At 70.1% G+C, this 26,061-nt stretch carries 21 protein-coding genes and 7 pseudogenes; 11 read left to right on the top strand and 17 right to left on the bottom strand.

All coding sequences use genetic code 11. The features are described from left to right. Nucleotides 1-152 precede the first annotated feature (152 nt). The 5 genes and pseudogenes from ABFY07_RS02095 to ABFY07_RS02075 all read right to left on the bottom strand — a co-directional run. The gene (locus ABFY07_RS02095; protein WP_346172730.1) at nucleotides 153-848 is read right to left on the bottom strand and encodes a TetR/AcrR family transcriptional regulator; all 696 of its coding nucleotides are present in this window, start codon (nucleotides 846-848) and stop codon (nucleotides 153-155) included. A gap of 139 nt (nucleotides 849-987) precedes the next feature. Next, a complete protein-coding gene (locus ABFY07_RS02090) occupies nucleotides 988-1,266 on the bottom strand; it encodes a hypothetical protein (protein ID WP_428836842.1) in 279 nt (92 codons plus the stop codon). Between the two features lie 338 nt (nucleotides 1,267-1,604). Next, nucleotides 1,605-2,540 carry a phosphotransferase family protein gene (locus ABFY07_RS02085; protein ID WP_346172859.1) on the bottom strand — a complete coding sequence of 312 codons (936 nt, stop codon included), beginning with the start codon at nucleotides 2,538-2,540 and terminating at the stop codon, nucleotides 1,605-1,607. A 703-nt stretch (nucleotides 2,541-3,243) separates the two neighbouring features. After that, nucleotides 3,244-3,483, bottom strand: coding sequence for a hypothetical protein (locus ABFY07_RS02080; RefSeq protein ID WP_428836833.1), 240 nt, complete (start codon nucleotides 3,481-3,483; stop codon nucleotides 3,244-3,246). A 95-nt stretch (nucleotides 3,484-3,578) separates the two neighbouring features. Further along, nucleotides 3,579-3,692: pseudogene (locus ABFY07_RS02075) on the bottom strand (transcriptional regulator); the annotation flags it as partial. 184 nt (nucleotides 3,693-3,876) lie between these two features. Between ABFY07_RS02075 and ABFY07_RS02070 the strand changes: the two are divergent. From ABFY07_RS02070 to ABFY07_RS02045, 6 genes and pseudogenes are all read left to right on the top strand, one after another. After that, the gene (locus ABFY07_RS02070; RefSeq protein ID WP_346172729.1) at nucleotides 3,877-4,818 is read left to right on the top strand and encodes a M20/M25/M40 family metallo-hydrolase; all 942 of its coding nucleotides are present in this window, start codon (nucleotides 3,877-3,879) and stop codon (nucleotides 4,816-4,818) included. A gap of 60 nt (nucleotides 4,819-4,878) precedes the next feature. Then, a complete protein-coding gene (locus ABFY07_RS02065) occupies nucleotides 4,879-6,369 on the top strand; it encodes a M1 family metallopeptidase (protein WP_346172728.1) in 1,491 nt (496 codons plus the stop codon). Beyond that, nucleotides 6,366-7,451: an alpha/beta hydrolase family protein gene (locus ABFY07_RS02060; protein ID WP_346172727.1), complete on the top strand. Its 1,086-nt coding sequence runs from the start codon at nucleotides 6,366-6,368 to the stop codon at nucleotides 7,449-7,451. The genes ABFY07_RS02065 and ABFY07_RS02060 overlap by 4 nt, the downstream gene beginning before the upstream one ends. 279 nt (nucleotides 7,452-7,730) lie before the next feature. Further along, nucleotides 7,731-8,357, top strand: a pseudogene (locus tag ABFY07_RS02055) (carbohydrate ABC transporter permease); the annotation flags it as partial. A 2-nt stretch (nucleotides 8,358-8,359) separates the two neighbouring features. After that, nucleotides 8,360-8,965, top strand: a pseudogene (locus ABFY07_RS02050) (carbohydrate ABC transporter permease); the annotation flags it as partial. 61 nt (nucleotides 8,966-9,026) lie between these two features. Beyond that, nucleotides 9,027-9,419 (top strand): annotated as a pseudogene (locus ABFY07_RS02045) (NAD(P)-dependent oxidoreductase); the annotation flags it as partial. A 147-nt stretch (nucleotides 9,420-9,566) separates the two neighbouring features. Here the strand turns inward: ABFY07_RS02045 and ABFY07_RS02040 are convergent. The 9 genes and pseudogenes from ABFY07_RS02040 to ABFY07_RS02000 all read right to left on the bottom strand — a co-directional run. Beyond that, nucleotides 9,567-11,843 (bottom strand): glycoside hydrolase family 43 protein, encoded by a 2,277-nt coding sequence (locus ABFY07_RS02040; RefSeq protein WP_346172726.1) that lies wholly within the window; start codon nucleotides 11,841-11,843, stop codon nucleotides 9,567-9,569. Nucleotides 11,844-11,930: 87 nt separating this feature from the next. Beyond that, nucleotides 11,931-12,299 carry a hypothetical protein gene (locus tag ABFY07_RS02035; RefSeq protein WP_346172725.1) on the bottom strand — a complete coding sequence of 123 codons (369 nt, stop codon included), beginning with the start codon at nucleotides 12,297-12,299 and terminating at the stop codon, nucleotides 11,931-11,933. Between the two features lie 535 nt (nucleotides 12,300-12,834). Beyond that, a complete protein-coding gene (locus tag ABFY07_RS02030) occupies nucleotides 12,835-14,631 on the bottom strand; it encodes a glycoside hydrolase family 2 TIM barrel-domain containing protein (protein WP_346172724.1) in 1,797 nt (598 codons plus the stop codon). Nucleotides 14,632-14,689: 58 nt separating this feature from the next. Beyond that, nucleotides 14,690-15,304 (bottom strand): hypothetical protein, encoded by a 615-nt coding sequence (locus ABFY07_RS02025; RefSeq protein WP_346172723.1) that lies wholly within the window; start codon nucleotides 15,302-15,304, stop codon nucleotides 14,690-14,692. A gap of 8 nt (nucleotides 15,305-15,312) precedes the next feature. Beyond that, nucleotides 15,313-16,149 carry a carbohydrate ABC transporter permease gene (locus ABFY07_RS02020; protein ID WP_346172722.1) on the bottom strand — a complete coding sequence of 279 codons (837 nt, stop codon included), beginning with the start codon at nucleotides 16,147-16,149 and terminating at the stop codon, nucleotides 15,313-15,315. Further along, nucleotides 16,146-17,117: a carbohydrate ABC transporter permease gene (locus ABFY07_RS02015; RefSeq protein WP_346172721.1), complete on the bottom strand. Its 972-nt coding sequence runs from the start codon at nucleotides 17,115-17,117 to the stop codon at nucleotides 16,146-16,148. The genes ABFY07_RS02020 and ABFY07_RS02015 overlap by 4 nt, the downstream gene beginning before the upstream one ends. Continuing rightward, nucleotides 17,114-18,448: an ABC transporter substrate-binding protein gene (locus ABFY07_RS02010; RefSeq protein WP_346172720.1), complete on the bottom strand. Its 1,335-nt coding sequence runs from the start codon at nucleotides 18,446-18,448 to the stop codon at nucleotides 17,114-17,116. Before ABFY07_RS02010 ends, ABFY07_RS02015 begins: the two co-directional genes overlap by 4 nt. 63 nt (nucleotides 18,449-18,511) lie before the next feature. Then, nucleotides 18,512-18,868, bottom strand: a complete 357-nt coding sequence (locus tag ABFY07_RS02005) for a hypothetical protein (RefSeq protein WP_346172719.1) — start codon at nucleotides 18,866-18,868, stop codon at nucleotides 18,512-18,514. A 128-nt stretch (nucleotides 18,869-18,996) separates the two neighbouring features. Next, nucleotides 18,997-19,254, bottom strand: a pseudogene (locus ABFY07_RS02000) (Gfo/Idh/MocA family oxidoreductase); the annotation flags it as partial. A 264-nt stretch (nucleotides 19,255-19,518) separates the two neighbouring features. Between ABFY07_RS02000 and ABFY07_RS01995 the strand changes: the two are divergent. Both ABFY07_RS01995 and ABFY07_RS01990 read left to right on the top strand, forming a co-directional pair. Further along, on the top strand, nucleotides 19,519-20,562 hold the full coding sequence (locus ABFY07_RS01995) for a LacI family DNA-binding transcriptional regulator (RefSeq protein WP_346172718.1): 1,044 nt from the start codon (nucleotides 19,519-19,521) through the stop codon (nucleotides 20,560-20,562). 71 nt (nucleotides 20,563-20,633) lie between these two features. Next, nucleotides 20,634-20,762, top strand: a pseudogene (locus ABFY07_RS01990) (DUF4037 domain-containing protein); the annotation flags it as partial. A 12-nt stretch (nucleotides 20,763-20,774) separates the two neighbouring features. Here ABFY07_RS01990 and ABFY07_RS01985 read toward each other — a convergent pair. Further along, nucleotides 20,775-21,677, bottom strand: coding sequence for a LysR family transcriptional regulator (locus ABFY07_RS01985; RefSeq protein WP_346172717.1), 903 nt, complete (start codon nucleotides 21,675-21,677; stop codon nucleotides 20,775-20,777). Nucleotides 21,678-21,865: 188 nt separating this feature from the next. Between ABFY07_RS01985 and ABFY07_RS01980 the strand changes: the two genes are divergently transcribed. Then, the gene (locus ABFY07_RS01980; RefSeq protein ID WP_346172716.1) at nucleotides 21,866-22,159 is read left to right on the top strand and encodes a DUF1330 domain-containing protein; all 294 of its coding nucleotides are present in this window, start codon (nucleotides 21,866-21,868) and stop codon (nucleotides 22,157-22,159) included. A gap of 583 nt (nucleotides 22,160-22,742) precedes the next feature. Here the strand turns inward: ABFY07_RS01980 and ABFY07_RS01975 are convergent. Together ABFY07_RS01975 and ABFY07_RS01970 are read right to left on the bottom strand one after the other, a co-directional pair. Continuing rightward, entirely contained in the window at nucleotides 22,743-23,207 is a 465-nt protein-coding gene (locus tag ABFY07_RS01975) for a hypothetical protein (RefSeq protein WP_346172715.1), read from the bottom strand. A 418-nt stretch (nucleotides 23,208-23,625) separates the two neighbouring features. Beyond that, a pseudogene (locus ABFY07_RS01970) lies at nucleotides 23,626-23,757 on the bottom strand (alpha/beta fold hydrolase); the annotation flags it as partial. Nucleotides 23,758-24,078: 321 nt separating this feature from the next. Here ABFY07_RS01970 and ABFY07_RS01965 point away from each other — a divergent pair. Next, nucleotides 24,079-24,264, top strand: a complete 186-nt coding sequence (locus ABFY07_RS01965; protein ID WP_346172714.1) for a hypothetical protein — start codon at nucleotides 24,079-24,081, stop codon at nucleotides 24,262-24,264. Between the two features lie 359 nt (nucleotides 24,265-24,623). After that, nucleotides 24,624-25,745 carry an FAD-dependent oxidoreductase gene (locus ABFY07_RS01960; RefSeq protein WP_346172713.1) on the top strand — a complete coding sequence of 374 codons (1,122 nt, stop codon included), beginning with the start codon at nucleotides 24,624-24,626 and terminating at the stop codon, nucleotides 25,743-25,745. Nucleotides 25,746-26,061: the final 316 nt, after the last annotated feature.

Genomic DNA, 26,061 nt, shown 5'->3' with positions numbered 1-26,061 from the left:
CGGCGGGGCGGAGAGGGGTGCCTCGGCCACCACCGCCACCGTAACGAACATGTTCGCTACGAACAAGTTCAATGCCGGGTAGCGGCAGGCGGGGAGGAGGACTTCCGTGTCTCCTGGCGGCGTCCGCCGTCAGGCGGACCCCTGCCGCGGGCTCAGTCCCCTGCGCCCGGGACGGGTGTGTGCGTGATGCCGTTGACGAGGACGTCGAAACTCCAGCGGATCCTGTCCGGCACCGAGCCGCCGATCAGGGCGGGCATGTGCGCGGTGATCGCCGGATGCGTGGCGGGGTCCACGGCGTGCAGGGCACGCACGGTGGCGTTCCAGTCGTCCTCGGAGGCGGGGTCGTGCTCATGGGCGGAGTGCTCGGCAGCGGTGGCTGTCGCATCCTGGAGCAGTTTGTCCACCCCCCAGGCGACCTGCTCGGGGCCGGCGCCGCTTTGCGAGAGGAGATCAAGGATGCGCTCCACCAGGCGCAGGTAGTTCTCGCCGCTCGGGCGGGCGACGAGTGCGGCCCGCGCGAGCTGTGGGTGCTCGAACAGGACCTGGGTGTACGACGTCATGACGGCACGGAGCTGCTCGCGCCAGTCCCCACCGCCGTCCCGCCCGGTCAGGTCGACCTCGCCGAGCAGGGAATCCAGAACGGCCGCGTGCAACTCGGCGGTGTTGGCGACGTAGACGTACAGCGACGCCGGGCCGGTGTCCAGCTCCTGCGCCAGGCGACGCATCGTGACCTTCCCCAGGCCCTCCGCCCGCATGATCCGCACGGCGGTGTCCACAATCCAGCGCCGGGACAGGGCGGGCTTCGCCGGACGGTCCCGGCGGCTGATCGGCTCTCTTCCTACAGTCATAACCCGATCGTAACGAACGTGTTCGCTGAGCGGGTTTGCCGGTTCACTCGCGCAGGGCGAAGCAGTGTTCGGCGACCGCGGAGGTCGGGTCGGAAGCCTCGCTTGAGGCGCGTCGTCGGCTGGCCGGCGGCGGCAGCCGTCACGTTGGTGGTCGGCGCTGCGGTACCACGTTGTCGGCGGCAGGTGGCCGCTGTGCCTGCTGATCGTCGTCGTGAATGAGCACGACGCCGGCGAGGGTGAGTCTGGCTACCAGCCGGCCGAGTTCTTCGATCTCGGCTTTCTGTCGGGCGACGGTCTCCTTGAGCTTGGTGACGGTTTCCCGCAGACGTTTTTCGGGCTCCGGGACCTGTCGGGTCTCGGTGCGCACTCGCTCGCAGAACTCGTTCTTCAGGTCGGTATGCCGTCTGAGGAGGGCCATGCGGTGCACGCGCCAGGAACCGTCGGGGTTGTCCGGTCGGCCATCCGTATCACAGGCTCCAACGGCGCCGCGTCAGCTTCTGTCGCGTCCCGGATCTCGATGCCGTCCGGCAGCACCGGAACGCGCACGGGAATGACGGCACACGGCCGCACCCCGGCCCGCCCAACTGCGGCAGCGTACATGCGCTCACCCAGCACGTTCCCCGAGTACAGGCGCTCCGCCTCCCGACGCGCCGGATCCCCGACCGACGGGCGCCCTTGCGCCCACCATTCCGCTTCCCCACAGCATCCCTCCCCTTGTCATCGCAAACCTCCGTCTGACAGGCGAGCAGAGTTCCCTCAGGCCTCAGCGGCTGACAGTTCCTCGCGCAGGCCTTCCAAGGCGGTGTGGTCGTCCTCGGTGCCGGTGTGCGGTGCTGCGAACCAACGGGCGTACTCGTCGATCTCGGAAAGCCGCCAGTCGAGCGAGAACAACTCGACCATCGCCGGGTCGGGGTCCAGGCGATCGGCCACACCGGCCTCGAGCAGGTCCGCGTAGTCCCGCTCGCGTGGCGCGAGGGCCAGTGACTCCCAGTCGACCAGCTTGAACCCGTGGACACCGACGACCTGGTTGTCGTGGTGCGGCTCGCCATGAGTCGGCACCCACGAGTCGCGGCGGGTGAGCGCGATGTCCGCCAGTTCGTGGTACCGGCCTGTCCAGTCCTCGATCGCACCGCGGCAGGCGACGATCGTGGTCCGGGCCTCCTCCGCGAGTGGGCCGGACCTCCAGGGCCGGGCGGTGCGCCCCCGCAACTCATCGGCGAAGGCCGGGCCGACCCGTGGTGCCCAGTACCGCAGCCCGTCCGGTGGCGCGGCGTGGTGCAACGCGGCCAGCGCGTCGATGATCTGACCGACGTGCCGCGGTTCGCGGGCCTCCGCCTCGGTCGGGGAGCGGCCCTCCAGCCACGGCGTCACGCTGAGCACACCGACCCCGACGTCGACGGTGAACCGCCCGGACCGGGCGGGCAGCGGTGCGCACACTGTGTCCATGCCGGTGGCGGCCAGTGCGGCAGCCCCCGCGTAGGCGGCCTCCAGCGACGCCGCGGTGTGCCGCGGTTCCACCTGGTCCAAGGTCACGAACAGGGTGGTGCCGCCACCGGTCACCCGCCAGTGGTGCGCGCCGAACCCCCAGGGGAGGTAGTCGGCTCCGGCGGCCTCAGGCAGCCAGTGGGCAGCGACCGCGCATGCGATCGCCTCGTTGTCGATGAACGGCGGAGGGGAGAGCACAGCTCCGATCCTAGGAAGGGGGCGGGCCGCCGTCACCGGGATTTCCCTCCGGGCATTTTCGCCCGCGGCGGAACCGGGGTACGGCCGGGCCCCTGCCAGGTCGCCTCCAGCAGAAAAGATGCCGCTCGTGGATCTCTACGACATCGCTGCCCAAGACCAGTCGCCCACGCCCTGAACTGTCCCTCTGACGCAGACAGCACCAGGCCGTCGCACGCCGCTGCCACTACCGAAGAAGAACCAGCTCAGGCAACGATTTCTGACTGGAACACTAGTCCGGGCTGCGGAGTGGTCAGGGGTGGCCTTCGGCAGGCCGCCCCTCGACTGAGAACATCGGACTCACTCATCTAGGTGGTCCACGACCACGATGGCTCCCCGGGAATCCGGTGCGCACGGCGGCCCGGTGGGTAGTGGCATGACGTCGCCGCCCGGAACTGTGTCACCCGAGGTGATCTGCGGTTTCGGATGTGCCAGAGCGCAGGAGGCCGGTGGGTGCTGCGGCATCATGCCGGGTCGTGGCGGCACGTCTGCTCTATCAGTTCACCTGGCGGCTCTTCCGATGGCTCGCGCCTCAACTACTCACCGATCCCCGGCCGAGCGGCCGCCCCCTCCGGTGTCCGCCACGACGCGGACGCCGGGGCGGACGTGCGGCTGCGGATGGCACGGGACTCCGGTCACGGGATGGCCGGGGTCCTGTGCGTGTGCGGATGTCGGCTCAGCCGCAGCAGTCGCAGCCGGGGCGGCAGCCGCACACGTCTGTCCCGGTGCCGGCCGAAGGGACCTCCGCGGCGGCGGGTGTCGCGCAGCAGCCGTTGCTCAGCCAGGCGTCGCGGCCTTCCTTGACGGCGATGGCGGCGATGACAATGCCGGGGATCGAGCGGTCGGCCTCGCCGGCGCAGACCAGGGCGCGGACCGCGTCGAAGGCGACGTACGCGGCGAGCGCGAAGAAGGACACCGCGATGATCCGCAGGGTGGTCCTCTCCCGCGCTTCGCGGACCGCGTGGTGCGGGCGGAGAACTGCCAGCCGACCGCAGCGGCGGAGGAGACCTCGATGACGACACGCAGGTCGTCCAGCGCGTGGCCGAGGCGATCGTCGGCGAGGTCGGCGGGATGGGCCGGGGCCTCGCGCAGGGCGAGGAGGATCCGGCAGCGGATCGGGGCAGCGGCGCCGCTCTCCTGCGCGGCCGGAGACCACCCTCACGCTTTGCCGTTTCTTTACAACTCGGTTCGCCGCAAAACCGTCTCTCCCTCTGGAATCCAGTGCACCGCAAGCGCCCTGTTCGTGATCTCCCGTGCCCGGTCATCCGGGCACACCCGCCGTCAACTCCTTCCGGAGAGAACCGCACTCATGCACTCGATCAACACGTCAGGTCTCCACTCAGCCGGTCGTCGCACGCCCCGGCCCCGCACGTCCTCCGGCCTGCGCCGCGCGACCGCGGTCCTCGGCCTGTGTGTGGCCCTCGTGGCCGGTGCCTCCACCTCCATGGCCGAACCCCGCACCGGCCCCACCCCGCCCGTCGTCACCGCGGACCAGGTCATGCCGCATCTGGACGCACTGCAGCGGATCGCGGACCGCAACGGCGGCAACCGCGCCCACGGCACCCAGGGCTACCGCTACTCGGTCGCCTATGTACAAGCCGCGCTGGACAAGGCCGGTTTCCGCACCACCCTGCGCAGATTCACACACGACGGCGCCACCGGCTACAACCTCATCGCTGACTGGCCCGGCGGCGACCCCGAGCACATCCTGTTCGCCGGGGCGCACCTCGACAGCGTGGAGACCGGACCCGGCATCAACGACAACGGCTCCGGCTCCGCAGCCCTGCTCGCCACCGCCCTGGAGGTGTCCGAGGCCAGTCTCAAGCCCAACCGCCATCTGCGTTTCGCCTGGTGGGGCGCCGAAGAAGGCGGACTATTAGGATCCCGTGCCTATGTGCGGGACTTGTCCGCCGCCGAGCGCGACCGGATCGACGTCTACCTGAACGTCGACATGGCCGGCACCAAGGGCAACAACCGGCCGTGGCTCGTCGTCCACGACGACCCCGCGGCGGCCGAGGCGTTCGAGGGGTACTTCGCCGCCCGGAACCTGCCCACGTTCGAGATCGGCATCGGCGGCAGCGACCATGTGTCGTTCGGCGAAGCAGGTATCCCGGTGGGTGGCTTCGCCACGGGGATCGACGACTGCATCCACGAGGCGTGTGACCGGGTCGAGAACGTGGACCCGGTGACCGAGACCACCAGCACCAACGCGTTCATCAGCACGGTCTGGCAGCTCGCCGCGCGCCGCTGACCCGGTCCCGGCCTCTCGACACCCCCGGACATCCCCGAACACCCCCGAAGGAGCGGACGCATGCCTGCCCGCTGGAAACACCGCCACCGCACCACCACCCTGGTCACGGCCCTGGCCGCCGGCATCGCGCTCACCGCTCTGCCGGCCTCCGCCGCCCCCTACGGCTCCGGCGTCGGTGACCCGTACTTCCCCGACGACGGCAACTCCGGCTACGACGTCTCCGAGTACGACGTCCGCGTGAACTACGACCCGGCCCGCCCCCGCCATCTGGAGGGCGACACCACCGTACAGGCCGTCGCGACACAGGACCTGGACCACTTCCACCTCGACCTGGAAGGCTTCCAGGTCACCTCCGTCACCGTGGACGGGACGCCCGCAAGCGCCGTCTCCCGCGAGGGCGCGCACGAACTCGTCGTCACCCCCGCCCGGCCGCTCGCGAAGGACACGCGCTTCTCCGTACGCGTCCGCTACTCCGGCAAACCGGTCGGCGAGGGCTGGCACACCCTCGCCAACGGCGGCGCGAGCGCGACAGGCGAGCCGCACTCCGCCACGGCCTGGTACCCGGCCAACGACCACCCTTCGGACAAGGCGACCTTCCGGCTCACGGCCACGGTCCCCACCGGCTGGCAGGTGGTCGGCAACGGGCGGCCGGGCGTCACCAGCACCGGCCGGGGCACGAGCACGTTCCGTTGGTACGAGGACCGGCCGATGGCCACGTTCCTCAGCACCATCGGCATCGACAAGTTCACGGTGCGTACATCGGAGCTCTCCGACGGCACCCCCGTCATCCACGCCTACAGCCCCGGGGCCGGCGTCCACCCCGAAGAGGAGGCACAACTGCCGGAGATCATCGACTTCCTGGCCTCGAAGTTCGGCCCGTACCCGTTCTCCTCGGCCGGGGCGATCGTCATAGACGGCAACGACGACGACGGCCCAAACGCCCTGGAGACACAGAGCCGCCCGACGTACCAAGGGGGGTTCTCCGACGTCTCCATGGTCCACGAGAACGCCCACCAGTGGTTCGGCAACAGCGTCTCCCTCTCCGACTGGCGCGACGGCTGCCTGGCCGAGTGCTTCGCCCAGTACGCCGGCCAGCTATGGGACGAGGAGAAGCACGGAGCCGACCTGGACAACGGCTTCTACCGCTCCATGGTGGAGGAGAGCACGGCGGACCCGGACTTCTGGACGACTCGGCTCTACGACCCCGGCAAGGGCCGCGAACTGGCCGGCGCCCTGTACTTCAAGGGGTCCATGATGCTGCACGCCCTGCGCCGCACGGTCGGCGACACGGCGTTCTTCGGCACCCTCAAGCGCTGGCAGCGCGACCACCGCTACGGCAACGCGTCCTGGCCGCAGTTCGAGGCGCTCATGGGCAATGTCTCCGGCAAGGACCTCACCGGCTTCTTCGGCGCGTGGGCGCACGGGACCACCGTCCCGGAGAAGAAGTACCTCTTCCCGGGGTCCCTCGGGTCACTCGACCCGGCAGCGGAGCACGGCGGTGGAACGGCCGGGGCGCGCAACACCTGGGGCGGGACGGGAGATCACGCATGAGAACCACGGTCCGTCCGGCGGCCACGCTGCTGCTCGTCTCCGCCCTGCTGGCAGGAGGTGCGCACGTGCCCGCCACGGCACAGGACAGAGTCGGCTCGGTCGCGGTCGCCGAGTACGACCTGGGTGACACGGCGTTCACCGATTCCCAGTCCGGCACGGTCAGCGAAGTACGTGCGCAGGTGCACTATCCGCGGCGCCCGACCGGCCGGCTGCCCCTGATCGTCATGTCACACGGCTCGTGGTGGGCCTGTGATTCCAAGGACACCGTCGAGTGGCCCTGCGAGGAGGGATCGAGCCCGTTCCCGAGTTACCGCGGCTACGACTATCTGGGCGCCGCGCTGGCCGCCCGCGGTTTCGTCGTGGTGTCGATCAGCGTGAACGGCATCAACCGGACGTCCTTCGACTACGGCGACCGTGCCCGGCTCGTCAACGAACACCTGCGGCTGTGGCAGCAGTTGGCCGCGGGCAGGGGCGGACCGCTGGCAGGGCATCTCGTCGATACGTCCGGGCGGCCGGTCGCACGGGACCTCACCGGCCATGTCGACATGAACCGCGTCGGCACCCTGGGACACTCACGTGGCGGTAAGGGCGTGATGTGGCAGGCATCGGACAAGCACCGGGGCGAATGGCCGGCCGGTGTGCGCGTCCGTGCGGTCCTGGGGCTGGCTCCGGTCAAGTTCGACGTCCCGGAGGGCGATCACAGCGACACACTCATCACCAAGCTGCCGTTCGCGGTGGTCACCAGCTCTTGTGACGGCGCGGTCCAGGAGGCGGGCCAGGAGTACCTGGACGACGTCAGCGGGCTGAACACCATAGACGACTACTCGATTTCGCTGAAGGGCGCGAACCACAACTACTACAACACGACATGGACGCCGCCGTACCTGTTCGGCGAGGACGACAGCACCTGCCCGGCCCAGGAACTTCCCCCCTCCCGGCAGCAGGACGCACTCATCGCCTACGCGACCGCGTTCTTCCGCTACGAACTCAAGGGCGACCAGGACGGGCTGCCCGTACTCACCGGTGAACGGACCCTGCCGGACGTCACCGCGACGACACGGGTGGCACCGGCACACCGGTAGTGCCCCACGCAAGCCGGACACGCCGCCGACCGGTCGCAGGTTCACCGGCCACACACCCGGCAGTTGAGCGAACAGGAGGACGTACAAGAAGGCCGCGGTAAGCCGCCCACGGCGCGAGCGGCGCGGTACCGAAGAGAGAAGGCGATCCGTCACCGTGCTCCGCTGGACGCGCGGACGCGGAGTTCGGGGAGGATGGACAGCTGGCGTCGGGGGCGGTCCGGGGCGGTCACGCGACCGGCGAGGAGTTCGACCGCGGAGACGCCCACCTCGTGTTTCGAGGTGGGCGGCGCTTTGGCCCTGGCTCTGCTGGTGGACTCGACGCTGGCCCGCGCCAAGCGGTTCTTCCAACTGGCCCACTTCCTTCCGCACGCGGTGCCGGGACTGATCGCCGCGCTCGTGTGGAGCTTCCTCTACATGCCGGGATTCAGCCCCGTACTCGACTTCCTGTCCGTCTTCGGCGCGGACTGGGACCCGCTCGGTTCCGACGCGGTCGTGTTCTCCATGGCCAACGCCGCCACATGGCAGTGGATCGGCTACAACATGGTGATCTTCTACGCGGCGCTCCAGGCCGTACCCCGCGAGACTCTTGAGGCCGCCGTGGTCGACGGAGCGGGCGAGCTGCGCACCGCCTGGTCGGTGAAGCTGCCGATGATCCGTTCTTCGGTCGTCCTGACCACACTGTTCACCGCCGTCGGGGCGATACAACTGTTCAACGAACCCGAAGTGCTGCGCAGCCGGTCGTCCGCCGTCTCCACCGAGTGGAGCCCGGTCATGTTCATCTACCAGGCCGCCTTCACCAAGCACGACTACGGCCTGGCCGCCGCGGCCTCGCTGCTGCTCGCCGTCCTCGGCGCCGCGCTCTCCTTCGTCATCACCACGTTCGGCAACCGCTGGAAGAAGGCGTGACCATGGCCGTCGACACACTCACCGCGACGCCGCCCGGCCCGGCGCCCTCTCCGGGTGCGGCCCCCCCGCCCCCGGCCCGTACGCAGGTCGTCCTGGTCGTCCCGGGCCGTGGTCAACACCGTGGGCGGGCGATCGTCGCCGTGTACACCCTGATGCCGCTCTGCTGGCTTCTGGTCAACGCCACCAAGGACAACGGCGACCTGTTCGGCAACCCCGGTTTCCGGCTCGGCGACTTCAACCTGTTCGCGAACATCGCCGACCTCTTCGCCTACCACGACGGCGTCTTCGGCCGCTGGCTCGCCAACAGCCTGCTGTACTCGGTGATCGGCGCCCTCGCCTCCACCCTGATCTCCCTGCTGGCCGGGTTCGCCTTCGCGGCCTACTCTTTCCCCGGCCGCGAGAAGGTGTACGGACTGGTCCTGCTCGGCATCCTGGTGCCGCCCACCGTCATCTCCCTGCCGATGTACCTGCTCGCCTCCGAGGCCGGCCTCGTCAACACCTACTGGGCAGTGCTGATACCGAGCCTGGTCAACCCCTTCGGCGTGTACCTGGCCAGGGTGTTCACCGAGGCGTACGTACCGCACGAGACCCTGGAGGCCGCCCGCATGGACGGCGCCGGCGAGTTCCGCGCGCTGCGTTCGGTGGCCCTGCCCATGCTGTCCCCCGCTGCTCGCCGCGCGCAGCGACACCGTGACGATCCACGCGCCCGAACTCCCGGAGACCTACCATCTCTTCGACCGGCGCCGACTCGCCCTCCTGCGGGACGGCACGACTGTGGTCAACACCGCCCGCGGCTCCCTCGTCGACTCGGCGGCACTGACGGAGGAACTGGTCTCCGGACGGCTGAACGCGGTCCTGGACGTAACCGATCCCGAGATCCTCCCGCCCGACTCGCCCTTGTACGACCTCCCGAACGTCCTGCTCACCCCGCACATCGCAGGCTCCCTCGGCAACGAACTCGGCCGCATGGCGCACGCCGCGCTGGACGAACTGGAGCGCTACGTGAGCGGACTGCCGTACGCGGACCCGGTCCGCCCGGAGCAGCTCACGCGCTCTGCGTGACCCGTAACCCGCGGGCACTTCGCTGAGGGCCGTGACCAGACGAGTCCGGCCGGAGCCAGCAGGAGTCGGGCCGCTCGGACACGACCCATGCGCCGGTCGGGTGGGCGGTGACGCCCAGAACCTTGACGCGCCGAGTCTTGATCGGCGTCAGGAGTAGAAGCGCACGTAGTCGAAGCGGGCGGTCACGCCCTTACCGGCCAGGGAGACGAGGCCGATGCGCGGGTCGGAGCCGGCGGGCAGGTGCCAGACCCCACCCCAGATGTAGTGTTTCCCGTCTCGGCTCGTGGCCGGCTGGAATGTGTGTTCGCCGGTCTTCGGATCGACGGTGTGGCGCAGCCGCAGCCACATGGTGTCGGCCGACGGGCCCAGCTGCATCTCCGGCCAGCTGTCCCGGTCTCGGCCGATCCACAGGAAAGCCTGCCGTGACGGGCCGGTCCGTGTCGGGGCCAGATGGATCGAGTCCTCCGGGCTCTGGAACGCGATCATCCCGGCCTGGCTGCGCCCGTCCGGGGCGTCGGTGATCGGGAAGTGCAGCTTGGTCTCGACCGTGTAGGTGCCGGTCGGCGCGTCACGAAGCAGCGCCGATGCCATGGTGCCCCTGCCGGAGAAGTCGGCATCCTGCGTCGGCCACACGTACTGGCCCTCGGTGACCTTCCCGTCGGCGGGGCCGAACCACGTCCAGCCGTCCAGCTGGTTGTCGTCGAAGCCCTCGTCGTACTCCGGCAGCCGGGCTCCGATGCGGGGATCCGGCTTTTTGACGGTCACCGGTGGGTAGAGCCGGGTCACGCCGACGTTGTCCACCTCGCCGGCGCCGCGGGTCGAGGCGGCACCGCCGCGGCGCCAGTCCTCGGGCACGTCCACCGTCAGTTCGGCCAGCGGCATGTCGAGCATGGCCGAGCTGACCTGTACACGCGCCGCCCCGTCGCGGATCTCGGCCGTGAGCGAGTGCCAGGTCCGCGGATCGGCGTCCGTGTGCAGACGAGCGGTCAGCTTCCGCACCACCTTCCGGTCCCGGGCGACCTCGACGGAGAGTGTGCCGGTGGAATCCAGCCAGGCCACGGCGTGGTCGGACGGGCCCGCGGACGCCAGGACCAGGCCGACCCGGCCTCCGTCGTCGCGCAGCCGGACGTCGGCCTCGATCCTCACATCGCCGCCCGGGGCTCGACGCGGCAGCAGCAGCTGCGGGACCGCGGCCCGGGACCGGCTGCGGGCATAGCGTCCCGAGTCGGGATCCGAACCTGTGGTCCAGGAGCCGTGTCCGGGGATGTCGAAGTGGGCGAGGCCGTCCTCGAAGGTGCTGCCCGCGTCCCATGCGCCCGTCGGCGCGGTCTGCCGCTCCTCGCTGGACCAGGCTCCCGCGCGGACCGTCGGCCAGCCGTCGATCCAGTCGAGCCGGTCCATCAAGGTCGGGCGTCCACCCCAGGTGGGATCGCTCTCGTGGCGGTCGAAACCATTGGTGAGGATCCACTGCTGGCCCGATTTGTCGACCACGTTCGCCGAATGGCCGGTCGCGACCCACTTGTTGCCGTTCGGTGCGTTGACGATCGTGCCGCCCGGGTGCAGGTCGGCCAGGCCGACGCCCTCGGCGTCCTTGAACGGGCCCATGGGGTTCTTGGCCCGCCCGACGAACACCGGGTAGGCGCCCTTGTCCCGGGCACAGCAGCCCAGGCCGGAGTAGAACAGGTAGTACCAGCCGTCGCGCTTCACCGCGTACGCGGCCTCGCCGCGCCGGGCGCCGACCACCTGCACCGGATCGCCGACCGGCGCGGTGCCCTCCTCGTTCAGACGCACCGCCTGGATTCCGCCGTCGCGGAACGAGCCGTAGTAGAGGTACTTCTGGCCGTCGGAGTCGACGAACACGGACGGATCGATCTGATTGACCGTCGTCCCGTACGGCAGCAGGGGGTGACCGATGTCCTTCCACGGGCCGGCCGGATGGTCCGACATCGCCAGCGCGATGGTGTTCTTGTCGCCGCCGGCGACCGAGTAGTAGAGGTAGTACGTGCCGTTGATGTAGCGGATGTCGGGTGCCCAGTAGTAGGTGCTCGCGAAGTCGCGCCACTCCGGGTGGTTGTCGGGCCCGAAGACGTCACCGACGTAGGTCCAGTTGACGAGGTCGGCCGAGCGTGTGATCGGCATGAAGTGCTGTGACTCCCAGGGGCCTCCCTGGTTGTCGCGGCGCATGCTGGTCTGGGTCGCATAGGCGTACCAGTAGCCGTCCTTACCGCGGATGATCGACGGGTCGGAGAAGGCGTCCGCGACGTTGTCCATCACGGGGTTCTGGTACGTCCCGGGCGGATCGGCGGGATCCGCCGCGGCCGGCCCGGGATGCGCACTGACGAGGCCGAGGACCATGAGCAGGGCGAGGAGGGCGGCGCCGGGTCTGCCCCGGACCGCCGGGAATCGTGCTGACTTCGATGCCATGCCGGAAGCTCTCCTTTGTGGGTACCGCATATGCCGGGTCGCGGGCCGCGCCCGGAAGAACAGACGGGTGTACGGCGCGGAGGTGGCTCAGACGACGAGGGCCGCGGTGCGCCAGAGGCCGTTCAGCTTCGAGCCGGTGATCTCCGGTTCGGCGGCGCGCCCATGGGCTCCACCGTCGAGGGCGAGGGAGAACCAGGCCAAGGCCCGGCCCGGCAGGCTGTCGTCGCCGGAGCGTCCGAGGACCGTGCCGTCCCCGGAGACCGTGGTGACACCCGAATCGGTGAGGGAGTCGCCGGTCAGCACCCACACCGTGTGCTTGCCGACCGGCACCGACCGGCCGCGCTCGATCTCCTCGTCGCCGCCGGTGAGACGGATCTCGACGGTGGCGAATCCCGGAGTGGGCACCGGGGTCGCGGTGACGGTCAGCTCTCGCTCGGCTCCGGCGCTGACCGTCACGGTCCGCTCGGTGTCGGACCAGCCGTCGGGGTGACGAGCCGGGCGGTGACCTCGCGGTCCTTGGTGCCGGTGTCGCGTACCAGCACCGTGGTGCGGTGCGCGGTTTCTGCACGACGGACAGTTTGGGCAGTGGCCAGTCGAGTTGGAGCGGACGGATGAGGTGGAAGACCCCGGCCGGTGCGCTGCCGGTAAGGCCACGGGCGGCTCGCCGCAGTTCCGACTCGGCGCTGCCCATGACCGGGCCCTGGCCCTGACGCGCCAGACCGGCCAGGGCCTTTCGGCACTCGGCGAGCCCCCGGGGATCGGCGGTGGGGCGGTAGCGCAGCCGGTGATGGTAGCCGGTCTCATCGGGGGTGCCTGCCGATGCGGCGAAGCCGGCCGCCGTGCTCCACGGGCTCAGTACGGTGGCGAAGGCGAGAGCGGATGCCTGGAGCACTCGGCGACGACTGTACTCGTCCTCGGATCGCGCCATTGTGGTTTCTCCTCTGCGGAAGAACGAAGGGAATTGCCCCAAGACCTCAGATGGCGAGAGGTGCTACGTGCGGGTTCGGGTGAGAATCTCGCGCAGCTCGGCCAGCGGAATCTTCGGGCGGCGGTCCGGTGTGAGCAGGCCGTTGGTCTCTTGTTCCGTGTCGGTGAACTGGGTGTAGCAGTAGCCTGCGAGCCCGGAGTCCACCGCGGCGGTCACCAGGTCGGCGAGGCGTTCCGCGAAGTCCTCCTTCGTGGCCACGGTGTCGTAGCCGAACCACGCGGCGCCCTCGGCCGGCTCGAAGGTCGCGCCGCCGAACTCGCTGAGGACGACGGGCTGCCCTTGGTGGCGCACGCCGTCCAGGGTCAGCCGTTTGGCGCCGGGCCACTGCTCAGCGAGCTGCCCCTGCCGCAGCGAGGCGTGGCCGTAGCGCGCGCGCAGTACGTCCCCGTGCTGGGTGTAGTCGTGGATGCCCCAGATATCGGCGGCGGAGATCTCCCAGCCGTCGTTGGAGACGGCGGGGCGGGACGGGTCCAGGGCCTTGGTCAGGTGGTACAGGGCGTCCATGAAGTGGCGCTGCGCGGGGACGAGCGCCGGGTTCGGTACGGACCAGGACTCGTTGATCGGGACCCAGGCGACGATCGAAGGGTGGCTGAGGTCGCGGGAGATGGCTTCGGTCCACTCGGCGACCACGCGCTCGACGGTCTGTGAGCCGAAGGTGTACGCCGACGGCATCTCCTCCCACAGCAGCAGCCCGAGCCGGTCGGCCCAGTACAGGAAGCGCGGGTCCTCGACCTTCTGGTGGACACGCAGCCCGTTGAGGCCGATCTCCTTCGCCAGTTCGATGTCGCGGCGCAGTTCCTCGGCCGAGGCCGACAGATGCGTTGCGGGCCAGTAGCCCTGCTGGAGCGCGAACCGGAGGAAGTACGGCTTGTGGTTGAGGAGGAAGACGCCGTCGTCCCAGCCGATGTCGCGCAGGCCGAGGTAGGACGTCACACGGTCGACCGGGGTGTCCTCGGCCGCGCTGCGCAACTCCACCTCGGCGTCGACGAGTTGCGGACGCTCCGGACTCCAGAGCAGTGCGTCGAGGTCCTGCCCGTGGCGCAGGGCGGGCACCGCGACGTCGAACTCCGTCTCCTGGCCCTCGATCAGCGTTCGCTGCTCGGCGAGCAGCCGCTCACCCCGCGTGAGGCGGACCGTCACCGTGAGCGGGCGCTGCGGCCAGTGGCTGAGCCGCAGTCGGCAGCGGACGCGGGCGTGGGCGACCTCGGGGGTCCAGTGCAGGAGCGCGATGTGCTCGGTCGGGACCTCTTCCAGCCACACCGGCTGCCAGATCCCGGAGGTGCGGTGGTACCAGATGACATGCGGATCCCGGCGCCAGTCCTGCTTGCCGCGGGGCTGTGCGGCGTCGAGCGGCTGGTCCTCGGCCCGGACGACGACGGTCTGCTCGCCGTCCCGGTCGATGGCGTCGGTCAGATCGCAGGTGAAGCCGGTGTGCCCGCCCTCGTGCCGTCCCACCAGGCGGCCGCCCAGCCAGACCTCGGCCCGGTGGTCGACCGCACCGAAGTGCAGCAGGAGCCGCCGCCCGGCGGCCGGCCGGGGCACGTCGATCGTGCGCCGGTACCAGATCACGGGGTGGAAAGCGGTGTCCGCCACGCCCGAGGCCGCGGACTCGGGCGGGTAGGGCACGGTGACGGTGCCGGTGAACGGTGCGGAGTTCGCCGGCTCCATCCAGCGGTCGGCGCGACCGCGGTCCTCGTCATCGTGGACGAACCGCCAGGGACCGCCGAGGTCGCGCCAGTCGGGATCGCGGATCAGCTGCGGCCTCGGATGGCCTGCGGCGTCCAGGTGCGGGAGGGGCATGCGTGAACTCCAGGGTTGTGGTGCGTGGGTGGGGGACGGGAAGGTGCCACGCCGCCGTTCAGCTCTCCTGGGCGTCCGCGGGAGAGCGGAGGTCCACGGCCGTGGCGGCGAACGCCAGCGGCCCCGGCAGCAGCGCGATCAGCAGCGGAATCGACCAGGCCAGGAGCGCGCTGAGGATCACGGCACCGGCCAGCAGGAGAGTGCCGCGCGGGTCCGCGGCCGAGCGGAGCAGTGCCTCGCGTGCGGACAGGACGTGCGGTGCCTCCAGCGCGGCCGCCCGCAGCGCCACAACCGTGGCTCCCAGGACGAGCAGCGCGAGGGCGGGCGCCATGACGGGCGCTCCGGGCAGCGCGGCACGCATCAGCGCGGCATCGATCAGTACGACCACCACGATCAGTGGCGGCACCAGACCGAGGGCCGCCGAGCGCGCGGACAGGTGGGCACGGAGGTGAGCGCCGTACGTACCGGCGCTGATCTGCACGCCGTTGCCCGCGGCCTGCCGGAGCGTCGCGGACGCTGCGGCGAACGCGGCCGGGGCCGTGACGACCGGCAGGCAGGCGAGGCTGGTGAGCAGGCCGATGAGCAGCATGTCGGCGAAGAGGGTGAAGCCGGAGCCGAAGACCTCTCCGGGTTCCCGGCGCTCGCGCCGGGGCGCGATCGGTGCGTGGGCCATGGTGTACCTCACCCCTTCAGTCCGGACGCGGCCATGCCCTGCACCAGGTAGCGCTGGAAGACGAAGAAGAACAGCACGATCGGCAGCACCGAGATCACCGACATGGCGAACATGGGCCCGTACGCGGAAGTGCTGGACTGGTCGACGAAGCTGCTCAGGGCGAGGGTGATGGTGTACTTCTCCGGTGCGAACAGATAGATCATCTGCGTGAAGAAGTCGTTCCACGTCCAGATGAACGTGAAGATGGCCGTGGTGATCAGCGCGGGCCGGGCCAGCGGCAGTGTGATCGACCAGTACGTACGGAAGGGACCGCAGCCGTCGATCCGCGCGGACTCCTCCAGCTCACGCGGCAGGCCGCGCATGAACTGGACTATGAGGAAGACGAAGAACGCCTCGGTGGCCAGGAACTTCGGCAGGATCAGCGGCCAGTAACTGTCCACCAGGCCCAGCCGGTTGAAGATGATGTACTGCGGGATCAGTACGACGTGGTGCGGCAGCATCAGCGTCGCCACCATGAAGGCGAACATCACCTTGCTCATGCGGAAGCGCAGCCGGGCGAAGGCGTAGGCGGCGAGCGAGCAGGACAGGACGTTGCCGAGGACGGCGCCCCCCGCGATCAGCAGGGTGTTGCCGAGCAGATGGGTGACGGTGACGCCCGAGACCCCGTCCAGGGCGGTCGTGTAGTTCGACCACTCCAGGTGGCTGGGCCACAGGTCGAGGCTCGTCATCACCTCGTCGGCCGGCTTCAGCGAGGTGGCCAGCAGCCAGGCCAGCGGATACAGCAGGACGAGCAGCGCGACGGCCGAGATCGTGTGCGGCAGCCACCGCTTCGTGGCGATGTTCACCGGCCCTCCTCGTCCGCGTAGAAGACCCAGGACCGGGAGGTCCGGAACAGGAGCAGGGTGATCGCGCCGATGGCGATCAGCAGCAGCCAGGCCATCGCCGCCGCGTATCCCATGTGCGAGGCCGTGAAGCCGCGCTCGTACAGGTACAGCGTGTAGAACATCGTGGAGTCGGCGGGGCCGCCGTCGCCGCCGCTGATGGCGAAGGCCGGGGTGAAGACCTGGAAGGAGTTGATGACCTCCAGGACCAGATTGAAGAAGACGACGGGGGACAGCATCGGCACGGTGATGGACACGAACTGCCGCCAGCGGCCCGCGCCGTCGAGCGCCGCGGCCTCGTAGAGGTCGGGCGAGATCTGCTGGAGGCCCGCCAGGAAGATCACCATGGGCGCACCGAACTGCCACACGGTCAGCAGGACGATCACGTACACCGCGAGATGGGGGTTGCCGACCCAGCCGCCGGTGTGGATGCCGACCGAGTCCAGGACGCCCGCAACGGTGCCGCCGTCGTTGAACAGCGCCTTCCACACCAGGGCGATGGACATGCCCGCGCCGAGCAGGGACGGCGCGTAGAACGCGGAGCGGTAGAAGCCCCGGCCCCGGCCGAGGTTCCGCAGCAGCATCGCCACACCGAGGGCGAGGCCCAGCTTCAGCGGGACGGCCACGACGACGTACAGCATGGTGGTGCCGACCGAGCGCCAGTAGCGGGGGTCCTCGGTCAGCATCTCCTCGTAATTGCGCAGCCCCACCCAGCGCGGCGGGTCGAACAGGTTGTAGTCCGTGAACGACAGGTACAGGGACACGGCCATCGGCACGAGGGTCAGCACGACCGCGCCGATCATCCACGGGGAGAGGAACACATAGGCGGGCCAATGCCGTTCACGGACCTGGCGCCGCTTGCTCTTCCGCGGGTTCGGCCGCGTCGGGCGGGTGGTGAGTCCGGGCACCCTCGTCGTCGACACCGTGCTCATGACTCCAGCTCCCGGTTCGCCTCGTCGATGAGTTCACGTGCCGCCTGCCGCGGCGTGGCCATGCCGTAGATCACGCGCTGGTAGCCCCGGCTGAGCGCGGTCTGGATGGCGAGGTCGCCGGGCGGCGGCGCGGTCGGCGGGATGTCCAGGCCGTACTTCTCCATCGTCCGCGCGTAGTCGTAGATCTCCCGCTCCGGCCCCTCGAGCGTCTTGGCGACGCGGGCGGCGATCTTGCGGTTCGGCGGGGTCGACCGGGAGAAGCCGAGGATGTCGCCGGCCCGCGGGTCGTTGAGGAGAAAGTCGATCAACTGGGCCGCCTCCCTGGGGTGTCGGCTTTGCGAGCCGATGCCGAGGAGCATGCTCGGTTTGAAGTACGTGCCCTGCCGGCCGTCGGTCGTGGGCACGGGTGCGAAGTGGATGTCCTCGCCGAGCAGGGCCGCGTATCCGGGGAACGTCGCGTCCCAGGTGAAGTCGGCGGCCGCGAGACGGCGGCCGATGGGGCTGGTCTCGGTGCTCTTGGCCTGCACGGTGTCCCGGGCCTGGGCGATGGCGCCTTCTTCGCGGAGCGTGTTGAGGAACGACCAGAAGGCGGTCAGGTCCTCCTCGGTGAAGCCGAGTTCCGTCTGGTCCGCGTAGAGGTTCTTGCCGCGGCTGCGCAGCCACGTCTCGAAGACGTCCTCGTTGGTGCCGCCGTCGTTGGCGCCGGTGAAGGGGCGTCCGTCGGGGGACTTCAGCCCCAGGGCGGCGATCTTCTTGTTGGCCTTCGCCCAGTCCTGCCAGGTCCAGCCGGGCCGGGGGGTGGGGATTCCGGCCTTCTTGTAGACGACGGAGTCGTAGGCGTATCCGGTGATGCCACGCCCCATGGGCAGGGCGAACTGCCTGCCCTTGTAGGTACCGGTGCGCAGGAAGTCCTGGTCCATGTCGGAGGTGCGGATCGTCCGGTCCTTGATGACACCGTCCAAGGGCCTGATCGCGTCACCCGCCGCGTACTGGGAGATCTGCCGGTAGTCGAGCTGTACCACGTCGGGTACGCCGCCTCCGGCGGCCTGCGTGGCCAGCTTCTGGAGATACGAGCCGAAGTCGCCGTTCGATGTGCGCACGGTGACACCGGGGTGCTCCTTCTCGAAGAGGCGGACCGCCTTCTCGGTGCGCGCGGCACGGTCGTCGTTGCCCCACCAGGAGAACCGGAGGCTGATGCCGGACGTGTCGCCACTCGCGGCGGAGCACGCGGAGAGCGTGCCGGTCAGGGCGGTGCTGAGGCCGACTGCGGCAACGGCCAGGACGGACCGGCGGCTCGGGCGTGGGAGCCGGCCGTTCGGAGGCTTGGGCATGGGGGCCTTCCAGGGGAGGAGAAGGTGGGAAGGGGAGTGCTGCGCAAGGCAGTCGGAGGGACGTCAGATCCCCGGGCAGACGTCCCGGCGGCCACACATACCGAAGCGTCCGCGTGCGGTGGGGCCGGTCGCGGTGGCCTGGGCCTCGGTCAGGTGCCGCTCGTCCTTGTCGCGCAGGGCGGCGGGGTGGGCCGCGGTCGCCGACGTGGCGGCCTGCGCGCCATCGCGCCGGCGCCGCTGCCAGGCGTCCACCAGGGGGCGTACGAGATCGGCGGCGGCACGCTGGAACTCCGCCGGTGGCGGCACGGTGCCCCGGCCCGCCACCACGTGCCCCTCGCTGCATATGAGGCGCGGATGCGGGGTGCCACCGCCGGGCTTGCCGTCGGCGGTGGGCCAGTAGTAGACGCGCAGCCGGGACACGCCGACCGCCGCGGAGCGTGAGCCTCTTCGTTGCGGGCGGTGTCCGGCGCCCAGCCCTGGGCGCCGCCCTTCTCGCACCATCCCCAGGCGCCCGCCGTCAGTGCGGTCACCGTCTGGTCGCGGTGCACAACGGGCGGTGTGCACAACATCACGCGGTCGGAACGCAGTTCGGCCGGCGTCGCGTCGAGGTCTGTCGAGGCGTGCGGGATCCCGGCGCCGGCCGCGAACGCGCGCACCGCGTCCATGTCGACGTCGACGGCGGCGGCGATCTCCACCTCGCCGGCGTCGGCGAGCGTCCGCAGCGCGGGCAGGTGGCTGGAGCGCGCGATGCCCCCGGTGCCGACCACGGCTGCGCGCAGTGGGGTGGTGGAGCGGTGCGAAGGCATGCGGCCCCTCTCAGGAGATGTGCGGCGGGCGTCGGCGCCGTGGGCACGGGCGGGCAGCCCGGACCCGTCCGACGGACAGCAGACGGCTGCCCGTGTGACTTCCTTGGCAGCAATCGCTTGCTATCGGTTGATTCCAACGTTGTAATCGCGATATCTCGCCGCGGTCAACCCCTCGTCCGGTACGGGATTCCGAGCCACCCTGGAGCTGACGGCCCGCCGCGGCTCATGCATAATGCGGGGAAACACGGGTGAGGAGGTTGGCCAGTGGCCGCGGTAACACTCAAGGACGTGGCGGAGCGGGCGGGGGTTTCGATCAAGACCGTGTCCAACGTTGTACGCAATGCTCCCCGCGTATCCGAGGCCACGCGGAAGCGCGTACTGAAGGCCGTGCACGAACTCGGCTACCGGCCCAACCCGTCGGCCCGCCGCCTGCGCACCGGGCACAGCGGCCTGATCGGCCTCGCCGTCCCGGACCTGGCCACGCCGTATTTCGCCGAACTCGCCCACCACGTACGGACCGAGGCCGCGCACCTGGGCCTGACCGTCCTGATCGAGGAGACACTCGGCGACGCCACAGAGGAACTGCGCCTGGCGACCGGCGTCGGCGCGTCCCTGCTGGACGGTGTGATCCTGTCGCCCCTGGGCGTCTCGCCCGACGAACTCGCCGCTGTCGCCAACGAGTTCCCGCTGGTCCTGCTCGGGGAGCGCAGCTACGAGCGCGACCAGGTGGGGGCCGACCACGTCCTGATCGACAACGTGGCGGCGGCACGCGACGCCACCGCGCACCTGGCCGCCCTGGGCCGTACGCGGATCGCCGCCATCGGTGTGGACCAGCAAGGGTCGGCGACCAGCCGTCAGCGCCTGGAGGGCTTCCAACTCGCCCTGCACGACGCCGGGGTGACCTATGACCCACGGCTCGCCCCCGCCATCAAGGAGTTCGACCGGCGCAATGGCCTGCTGGCGATGCGCGCCCTGACCGCCCTGCCGGCCGACGTACGCCCCGACGCGGTCTTCTGCTTCAGCGACCTGCTGGCCGTCGGTGCCCAACGCGCCCTGTTCGAGGCCGGGTTGACCATCCCGGACGATGTCGCCGTGGCGAGCATCGACGGCTCCGACGAGGCGCTCTACAGCACGCCGTCCCTCACGTCCGTGGTCCCCGACAAGACCGCCATCGCCTCGCTGGCCGTGAAGTGCCTGGCGGCCCGCATCCGCTCGGACCAGCCCCTGCCGTTCGAGGTGCACACGGCTCCGCACTGGCTGCACGCCCGGGAGTCCACGAACGGCGGGCGCCAACAGCTCTTTCGCTGATCCGAGCCGAGGAACCGTCGGACGAAGGACGGCAGGAGGCGGTAGAGCCGATCCTTCGGGGTGCGTTTCGGACCACGCGTGAATGGCTGGCGATGCCGTAGCAGAGGCTTGCCGAGATCACTGGTGGAGCCGTGTTCCATGACGGGCTTGGTGCTCTCACCGACGTCCGGAGGCGGCTGACATGGTACCCGGAACGCTTGACCTCTTGCGCGTCAGTCCGGCAGCCAGTGCAGCTCGTGCGCCAGGGCTTTGGCGACGGCACGGATGCGGCGGTGCAGCGGCGACTGCTCGCGTGGGAGGACCAGGTGGATCGTCAGGCTGGGCGCGCCCCGCAGCGGTCGCCAGGTGAGACCCGCCGGTTGTGCGGTGACCGCGGGTTCTCCGGCCGGGGCGAGGGTGACCCCGTCGCGCAGGTCGCGCTGAGACATGTCGAAAGCGACTGCGGGCGTGTGGAATCGGGGGTGTGGTCGGGTGTCTCGGAACAGTCCGGACAGCTGATCGTGGATCACGGGGTTGGCTGCACGGTCCGGGAGTCGCAGCGGATACGCGGCCGCGTCGGCGATCTCGATCTCCGGGTGTTCGGCCAGCGGATGGTGCTGCGCCAGCTGGACCCCGACGCGCACACGCCGCAGCAGGAACCGGCGCACGCCACGGCCCGGCTGTTCACCGCGGGTGATCCCGGCATCGATGCGGCCGTCGGCGACCGCGGGGGAGATTTCCGGTGTCGCCATCGGGACCGCGCCGACCTCGAGTCCGCTGTTGCCGCGAATCAGCCTGTCCACCAGGGCCGGTGCCGTCTCGGCCCCGGCGCTGAGGCTGTATCCGATGCGCAGCGTGCCCAGTTCACCGGCCGCCGCGCTCCGGGCGGTGTCCCATGCGCGGTCCAGCGCCGCCAGCGCGGACGGCGCGGACTCCGCCAAAGCCGCACCGGCCGTGGTCAATACGACGCTACGCGTGTTGCGGACCATCAGGGCCGCACCGAGTTCCGCCTCCAATCGGCGCATCCGGGCGCTGAGCGCGGGCTGTGCGATACCGATCCGTGCGGCCGCGCGGGTGAAGTTCAGCTCCTGCGCCAGCACCAGGAAGTACCGCAGGCTCACCGTGTCCGGCGCCACGTGGCCTCCCTGCCGATGGATAACGATCCGTTCTGAGTCTATCCCGTACCGGTCTTTCCCTCGCCCGCACATCAAGCCCTAACCTGCGCATATGACGATTCCGCTGGTCCCAGTACCCGTCGCCGGGATCGATCGGTCTGAGTGTCAATTCGAAGTCGGACGTGTCCGGCCCAGCACAGGAGGTTTCCGTGGCTAAGGGCTACTGGGTCAGTGTCTACCCCGCCATTTCCGACCCTGAGAGGCTGACTGCCTACAACGAGCTGGCCCGTCCGGCTGTCCGGGCTGGGGGCGGGCGCCTCCTGTCCCGTGACGGTCGAGTCGTCGCCCACGAGGCCGGAATCACGCAACGCGTCGTTCTGATCGAGTTCGACAGCTTTGAACAGGCCGTCGCGGCATACGAGAGCGAGGCATACCAGAAGGCGCTGGTGGCCCTCCCCGACGGCGTCGAACGCGACTTCCGCATCGTCGAAGGCATCGACTGACCGGCGGGCCCAGCCATCGCCGAGCGCCCGTCACCCGATACGAACGCGGCGCTGAACGACGACTCACGAGACGAGTTCGAAGCGATGCCCCGCGTCCCGGTTCGTCGTCGACGTCCTCGACGGCCTGATCCGTGTCGGCGGCTCGCCGCGCTACCCAACGTCGAGCAACTTGCCCGACTTGCCTCACTTGCCTGATGCGGCGATCAAGCTATGAACTGCCGCAACGGCGATTCACCCTGGATAACGATCGGAGTTCGATCAAGACGCAGCCCGGCGTCGAGTCGCAACGCGATGTGCTCGGCGTCATCGGCGGCGAGGGGCTCCCAGTCGCCGTTGGGGGCGGTGGCATCCTTGTCGTAGCCGGGCTGTAGGCAGGTGAGACCTCACACCGGACCACCGACGGTCACAACTCCCCACGCGCTCTATGCGCGTGGGGCAATGGCGTTGTATACGGACAGCCAGCCGGTGGCCAGGTAATCACCGCAGGTGAACACCGCTCCCCCGTGCTCGACTTGCGCGTCAGAACCCGGGAGGGGGGTCGGGTAGAGGAGATCGCATGTGGTGCCATCGGCGGTGTGGCGGGCTACGGTCGCGCCGGTCCACAGGTGGATGACGGTGCCGCGCGGGGCATGGACACGGATGCCGTCCGGACGGGTCTCAAGGTCGATGCCCGTAGTGCGGGTGGCGAGGAGGGCGCGGTAGTCGTCGGGGTGGTGCCGGGCCAGTCCGGGGCGTCCATACCGCGGTCGCGAGCGGCACGCCACATGGTGGCAACGAGTCGGTGTGCGTGGGCGGGGGTGGCCATGCGTTCACACATCCACAGCAGACGGCCGGAGCCGCGGCAGGGGCCGAGGGTGCGCCAGCGGATGCGTTGGGCGAGGTCGGACGCGGTGATGGCGGCCCAGGGGTGGATGCTGCCGAGGTGGCCTTGGGCTGCGAGCCAGGCGAGGTAGCGGCGGACTTCGTCGAGGACCTGTGCCATGGAGTCGACGGGGATGCCCAGGACGTAGCTGCTGCGGGTGCGGAAGGCCTGGGGGCTGTTGGCCACCAGGAGCAGGACGGCGCGGGCGAGGTCGCCGGCGGCGGGCTTGTCCTCGTCCTCCCCCGGAGGGTGTGGGGCGTGGGCTGCGTCGGTGTGTCCGCCGGTGCGCAGGACCTGGTAGAGGGCGGTTTTGGCGCGTTCGGTGAACGGGGCTTGTTCGAGGACGGGCAGGTGGGTGCTGAGCAGGGTGACTCGACCGCCACCCTGCCACCACGGCGACCAGCTCGGTGCGGTCCAGGTCCCGAACCGGCCGCCGGCAGGGGCTGCTGGCGCTGAGGGGCTTTCAGCCGCAGCCTGTGCCGACGCCGGATGCGTCGTCGCCCTCGGGAGCGAGGGTGGCGTTCGGTGAGTTCGCGGTGAGCCTGAACAACGCTGTGAGCCAGAACAAGCCGGTCGCCTGGCAGGCGGGTGGGTCTGGCCGGGGTCAATCGCTTTCGGCGATGAAGCCGGCCAGAGCGGCAGCGACGGCGTCGGGTTGTTCGTCCGGGATGAAGTGGCCTGCGTCCGGCACGACGAACCCGGTGGTGTTGTCGGCCCACGGCCGGATGGAAGCTGCTGCACAACGGTGGCGGACACCATCGCCCGGGCGGCATCCGAGGACGTCGGCCAAGGCTGACGGGCACCGGCTGCGCCGGGACTCGCCTTCTGCGACCCGGCATGCCCACAGGTACTGCCGCCGGCGCGATGCCGGGACGGTCGGCGCTCACGCGGACGGAGTACTCAAGGGCGCGGAGCGACACAGTGGCTGGCTTGCCGTCGGTCCACTGCCCAGCAGACGCCGTGGCGAGCCTGGACCATGGTCTACCGCCTGGTGGGCGGAGGCGGGCGGCTCAGGCGACGCCTCCGCCCACGCCCAGAGCTTGGCGAGGAGCTCGGAGTGCTCACCGTGACGTCGCCGGTGGTGAGCGCGTGGCCGGCGTATCTCAAGTGGCCCACCAACTCGCCGTACTGGCACGGAAAGCGCGCCGGCCTCAAGAAGCACTGTCGATCGCGCTGTCCGCTGCGGACCATCCGGACCTGCGCGGCGCCGGGCGGGCCGGTGCCGCCGAGCGTCCACTTCTGATTCAGCCCGTCGCTTATACGGTGGCCCAGCGGGGCGGCCGAGACGGGATGCGCGAGCTGACCGACGAAGCCGCGGCCATCGCCGAGAAACCGCTCCACCGACGTCGGCGGATATGGATCTCATGTACCGCAGGGTCTCCTCACCGCCCGGTACCCAGGCAGCCTGAGCGGTCGCCGATGCCCGGACCCTCACATTCAGGGCACCGTGGGCGGGCGCCGACTTAGCCAGCTGATCTGTGGTGTCGGTGCCGGGTCGGAGCACTGTCGGCGGCTGTCGGCAGCTCGTCGGTGGGGGCTGGCACGTTTCCAGAGACGGCCCGCCGGAACTCACCGGCCGGCCCGATTCCGAAGGAGATCACCATGCACACCCCCGTCACGATCATCGGCGCCGGACTCGGCGGACTCACGCTGGCCCGTCTCCTGCACCTCCGCGGCATCCCGGCCACCGTCTATGAGGCAGAATCCTCCCCCTCGGCGCGCGCGCAGGGCGGATTGCTCGACATCCATGACTACAACGGGCAGCTCGCGCTCAAGGCGGCCGGCCTGATGGACGAGTTCCACACCATTGTCCTGGAGGGCCGCCAGGCGCTGCGGCTCCTCGACCGGGACGGGACTGTGCTGCTCGACCAGGCCGACGACGGCACGGGCGGACGCCCCGAGGTGCAGCGCGGTGACCTGCGACAGGTCCTCCTCGACTCGCTCCCGGCAGGCACCGTGCGCTGGGGGCACAAGGCCGGCCGCATCCGTGCCCTCGGCGAGGGCCGCCACGAGGTGACGTTCGCCGGCGGCGGCACCGTGGTCACCAGCCTCCTGGTCGGCGCGGACGGCGCGTGGTCACGGGTCCGGCCGCTGCTGTCCTCCGCCACACCCGAGTACATCGGTCATTCGGTCGTCGAGACCTACCTGTTCGACGCCGACACACGGCATCCGGCCGCCGCGAAAGCGGTCGGCGGCGGGATGCTGATCGCTCCCATGCCGGGCAGGGCGATCTTCGCTCACCGGGAAAAGAACGACACCCTGCACGCCTACGTGGGGATCGCCGAGCCGCAGGACTGGTTCGCCGCCATCGATTTCGCTGATGCCGCCACGGCCACCGCACGGATCGCCCAGGAATTCGACGGCTGGGCACCGGAGCTCACCGCACTGATCACCGACACCGACCTGGCCCCGGTCCTGCGGCCCCTCTACGCCCTGCCGGCCGGGCACCGATGGAACCGGATCCCGGGAGTGACCCTGCTCGGCGACGCCGCCCACCTATCGGCCCCGAACGGCGAGGGCGCCAACCTGGCCATGCTCGACGGCGCCGAACTCGGGGAAGCCCTCGCCGCGCACCCCGACGACATCGAGACGGCGCTCACCGAGTACGAGCAGGCCATGTTCCTCCGCAGCGCCGAGGCCGTCACCGACGAGATGCCCGGAATCGACTCCGCCCACAACACGGCCCAGGGCCTCATCGACTGGTTCACCGAGAAGGGCCAATGAGCAATCCTCACCACAGCGACCCCATTCCCACCCGGTTGGCCTCCAGCCGCCCTCTCCCCCTGCGGTAGGGCGTGCCCCGCCGAACTGGAAGGCTGCGCAGCATCGGCATGCTGATCCAGCGCCCAGGTCGCTCAAGGGCACAGGAGGCAATTGCGGCGGGCCCCCGCTCTCGTGCGTGGGAGACGGGGTCCGCCGCGCCGGCCGCTCAGCTCGTTCCCCAAACCGCTCCGGCTGGGCTCTCCTGACGGGATCGGCGGCGTCGGTCCAGGTCCGAACGGTGGGGTTGCGGGCGTAGGCCACAGCCACCTCCCGCTCA

The organism is Streptomyces sparsogenes subsp. cuspidosporus, from assembly GCF_039532705.1.
GTDB lineage: Bacteria > Actinomycetota > Actinomycetes > Streptomycetales > Streptomycetaceae > Streptomyces > Streptomyces sparsogenes.
The sequence above is the reverse complement of the archived record's forward strand: the minus strand, read 5'-3'. Positions and strand labels throughout refer to the sequence as shown.

Coding starts and splice junctions, on each gene's coding strand:
- ABFY07_RS02095 (WP_346172730.1), bottom strand. CDS start 848: ATGACTGTAGGAAGAGAGCCGATCAGCCGCCGGGACCGTCCGGCGAAG.
- ABFY07_RS02015 (WP_346172721.1), bottom strand. CDS start 17,117: ATGAGCACGGTGTCGACGACGAGGGTGCCCGGACTCACCACCCGCCCG.
- ABFY07_RS02010 (WP_346172720.1), bottom strand. CDS start 18,448: ATGCCCAAGCCTCCGAACGGCCGGCTCCCACGCCCGAGCCGCCGGTCC.
- ABFY07_RS02040 (WP_346172726.1), bottom strand. CDS start 11,843: ATGGCATCGAAGTCAGCACGATTCCCGGCGGTCCGGGGCAGACCCGGC.
- ABFY07_RS02070 (WP_346172729.1), top strand. CDS start 3,877: ATGCACTCGATCAACACGTCAGGTCTCCACTCAGCCGGTCGTCGCACG.
- ABFY07_RS01960 (WP_346172713.1), top strand. CDS start 24,624: ATGCACACCCCCGTCACGATCATCGGCGCCGGACTCGGCGGACTCACG.
- ABFY07_RS02065 (WP_346172728.1), top strand. CDS start 4,879: ATGCCTGCCCGCTGGAAACACCGCCACCGCACCACCACCCTGGTCACG.
- ABFY07_RS02090 (WP_428836842.1), bottom strand. CDS start 1,266: ATGGCCCTCCTCAGACGGCATACCGACCTGAAGAACGAGTTCTGCGAG.
- ABFY07_RS02060 (WP_346172727.1), top strand. CDS start 6,366: ATGAGAACCACGGTCCGTCCGGCGGCCACGCTGCTGCTCGTCTCCGCC.
- ABFY07_RS02025 (WP_346172723.1), bottom strand. CDS start 15,304: ATGGCCCACGCACCGATCGCGCCCCGGCGCGAGCGCCGGGAACCCGGA.
- ABFY07_RS02030 (WP_346172724.1), bottom strand. CDS start 14,631: ATGCCCCTCCCGCACCTGGACGCCGCAGGCCATCCGAGGCCGCAGCTG.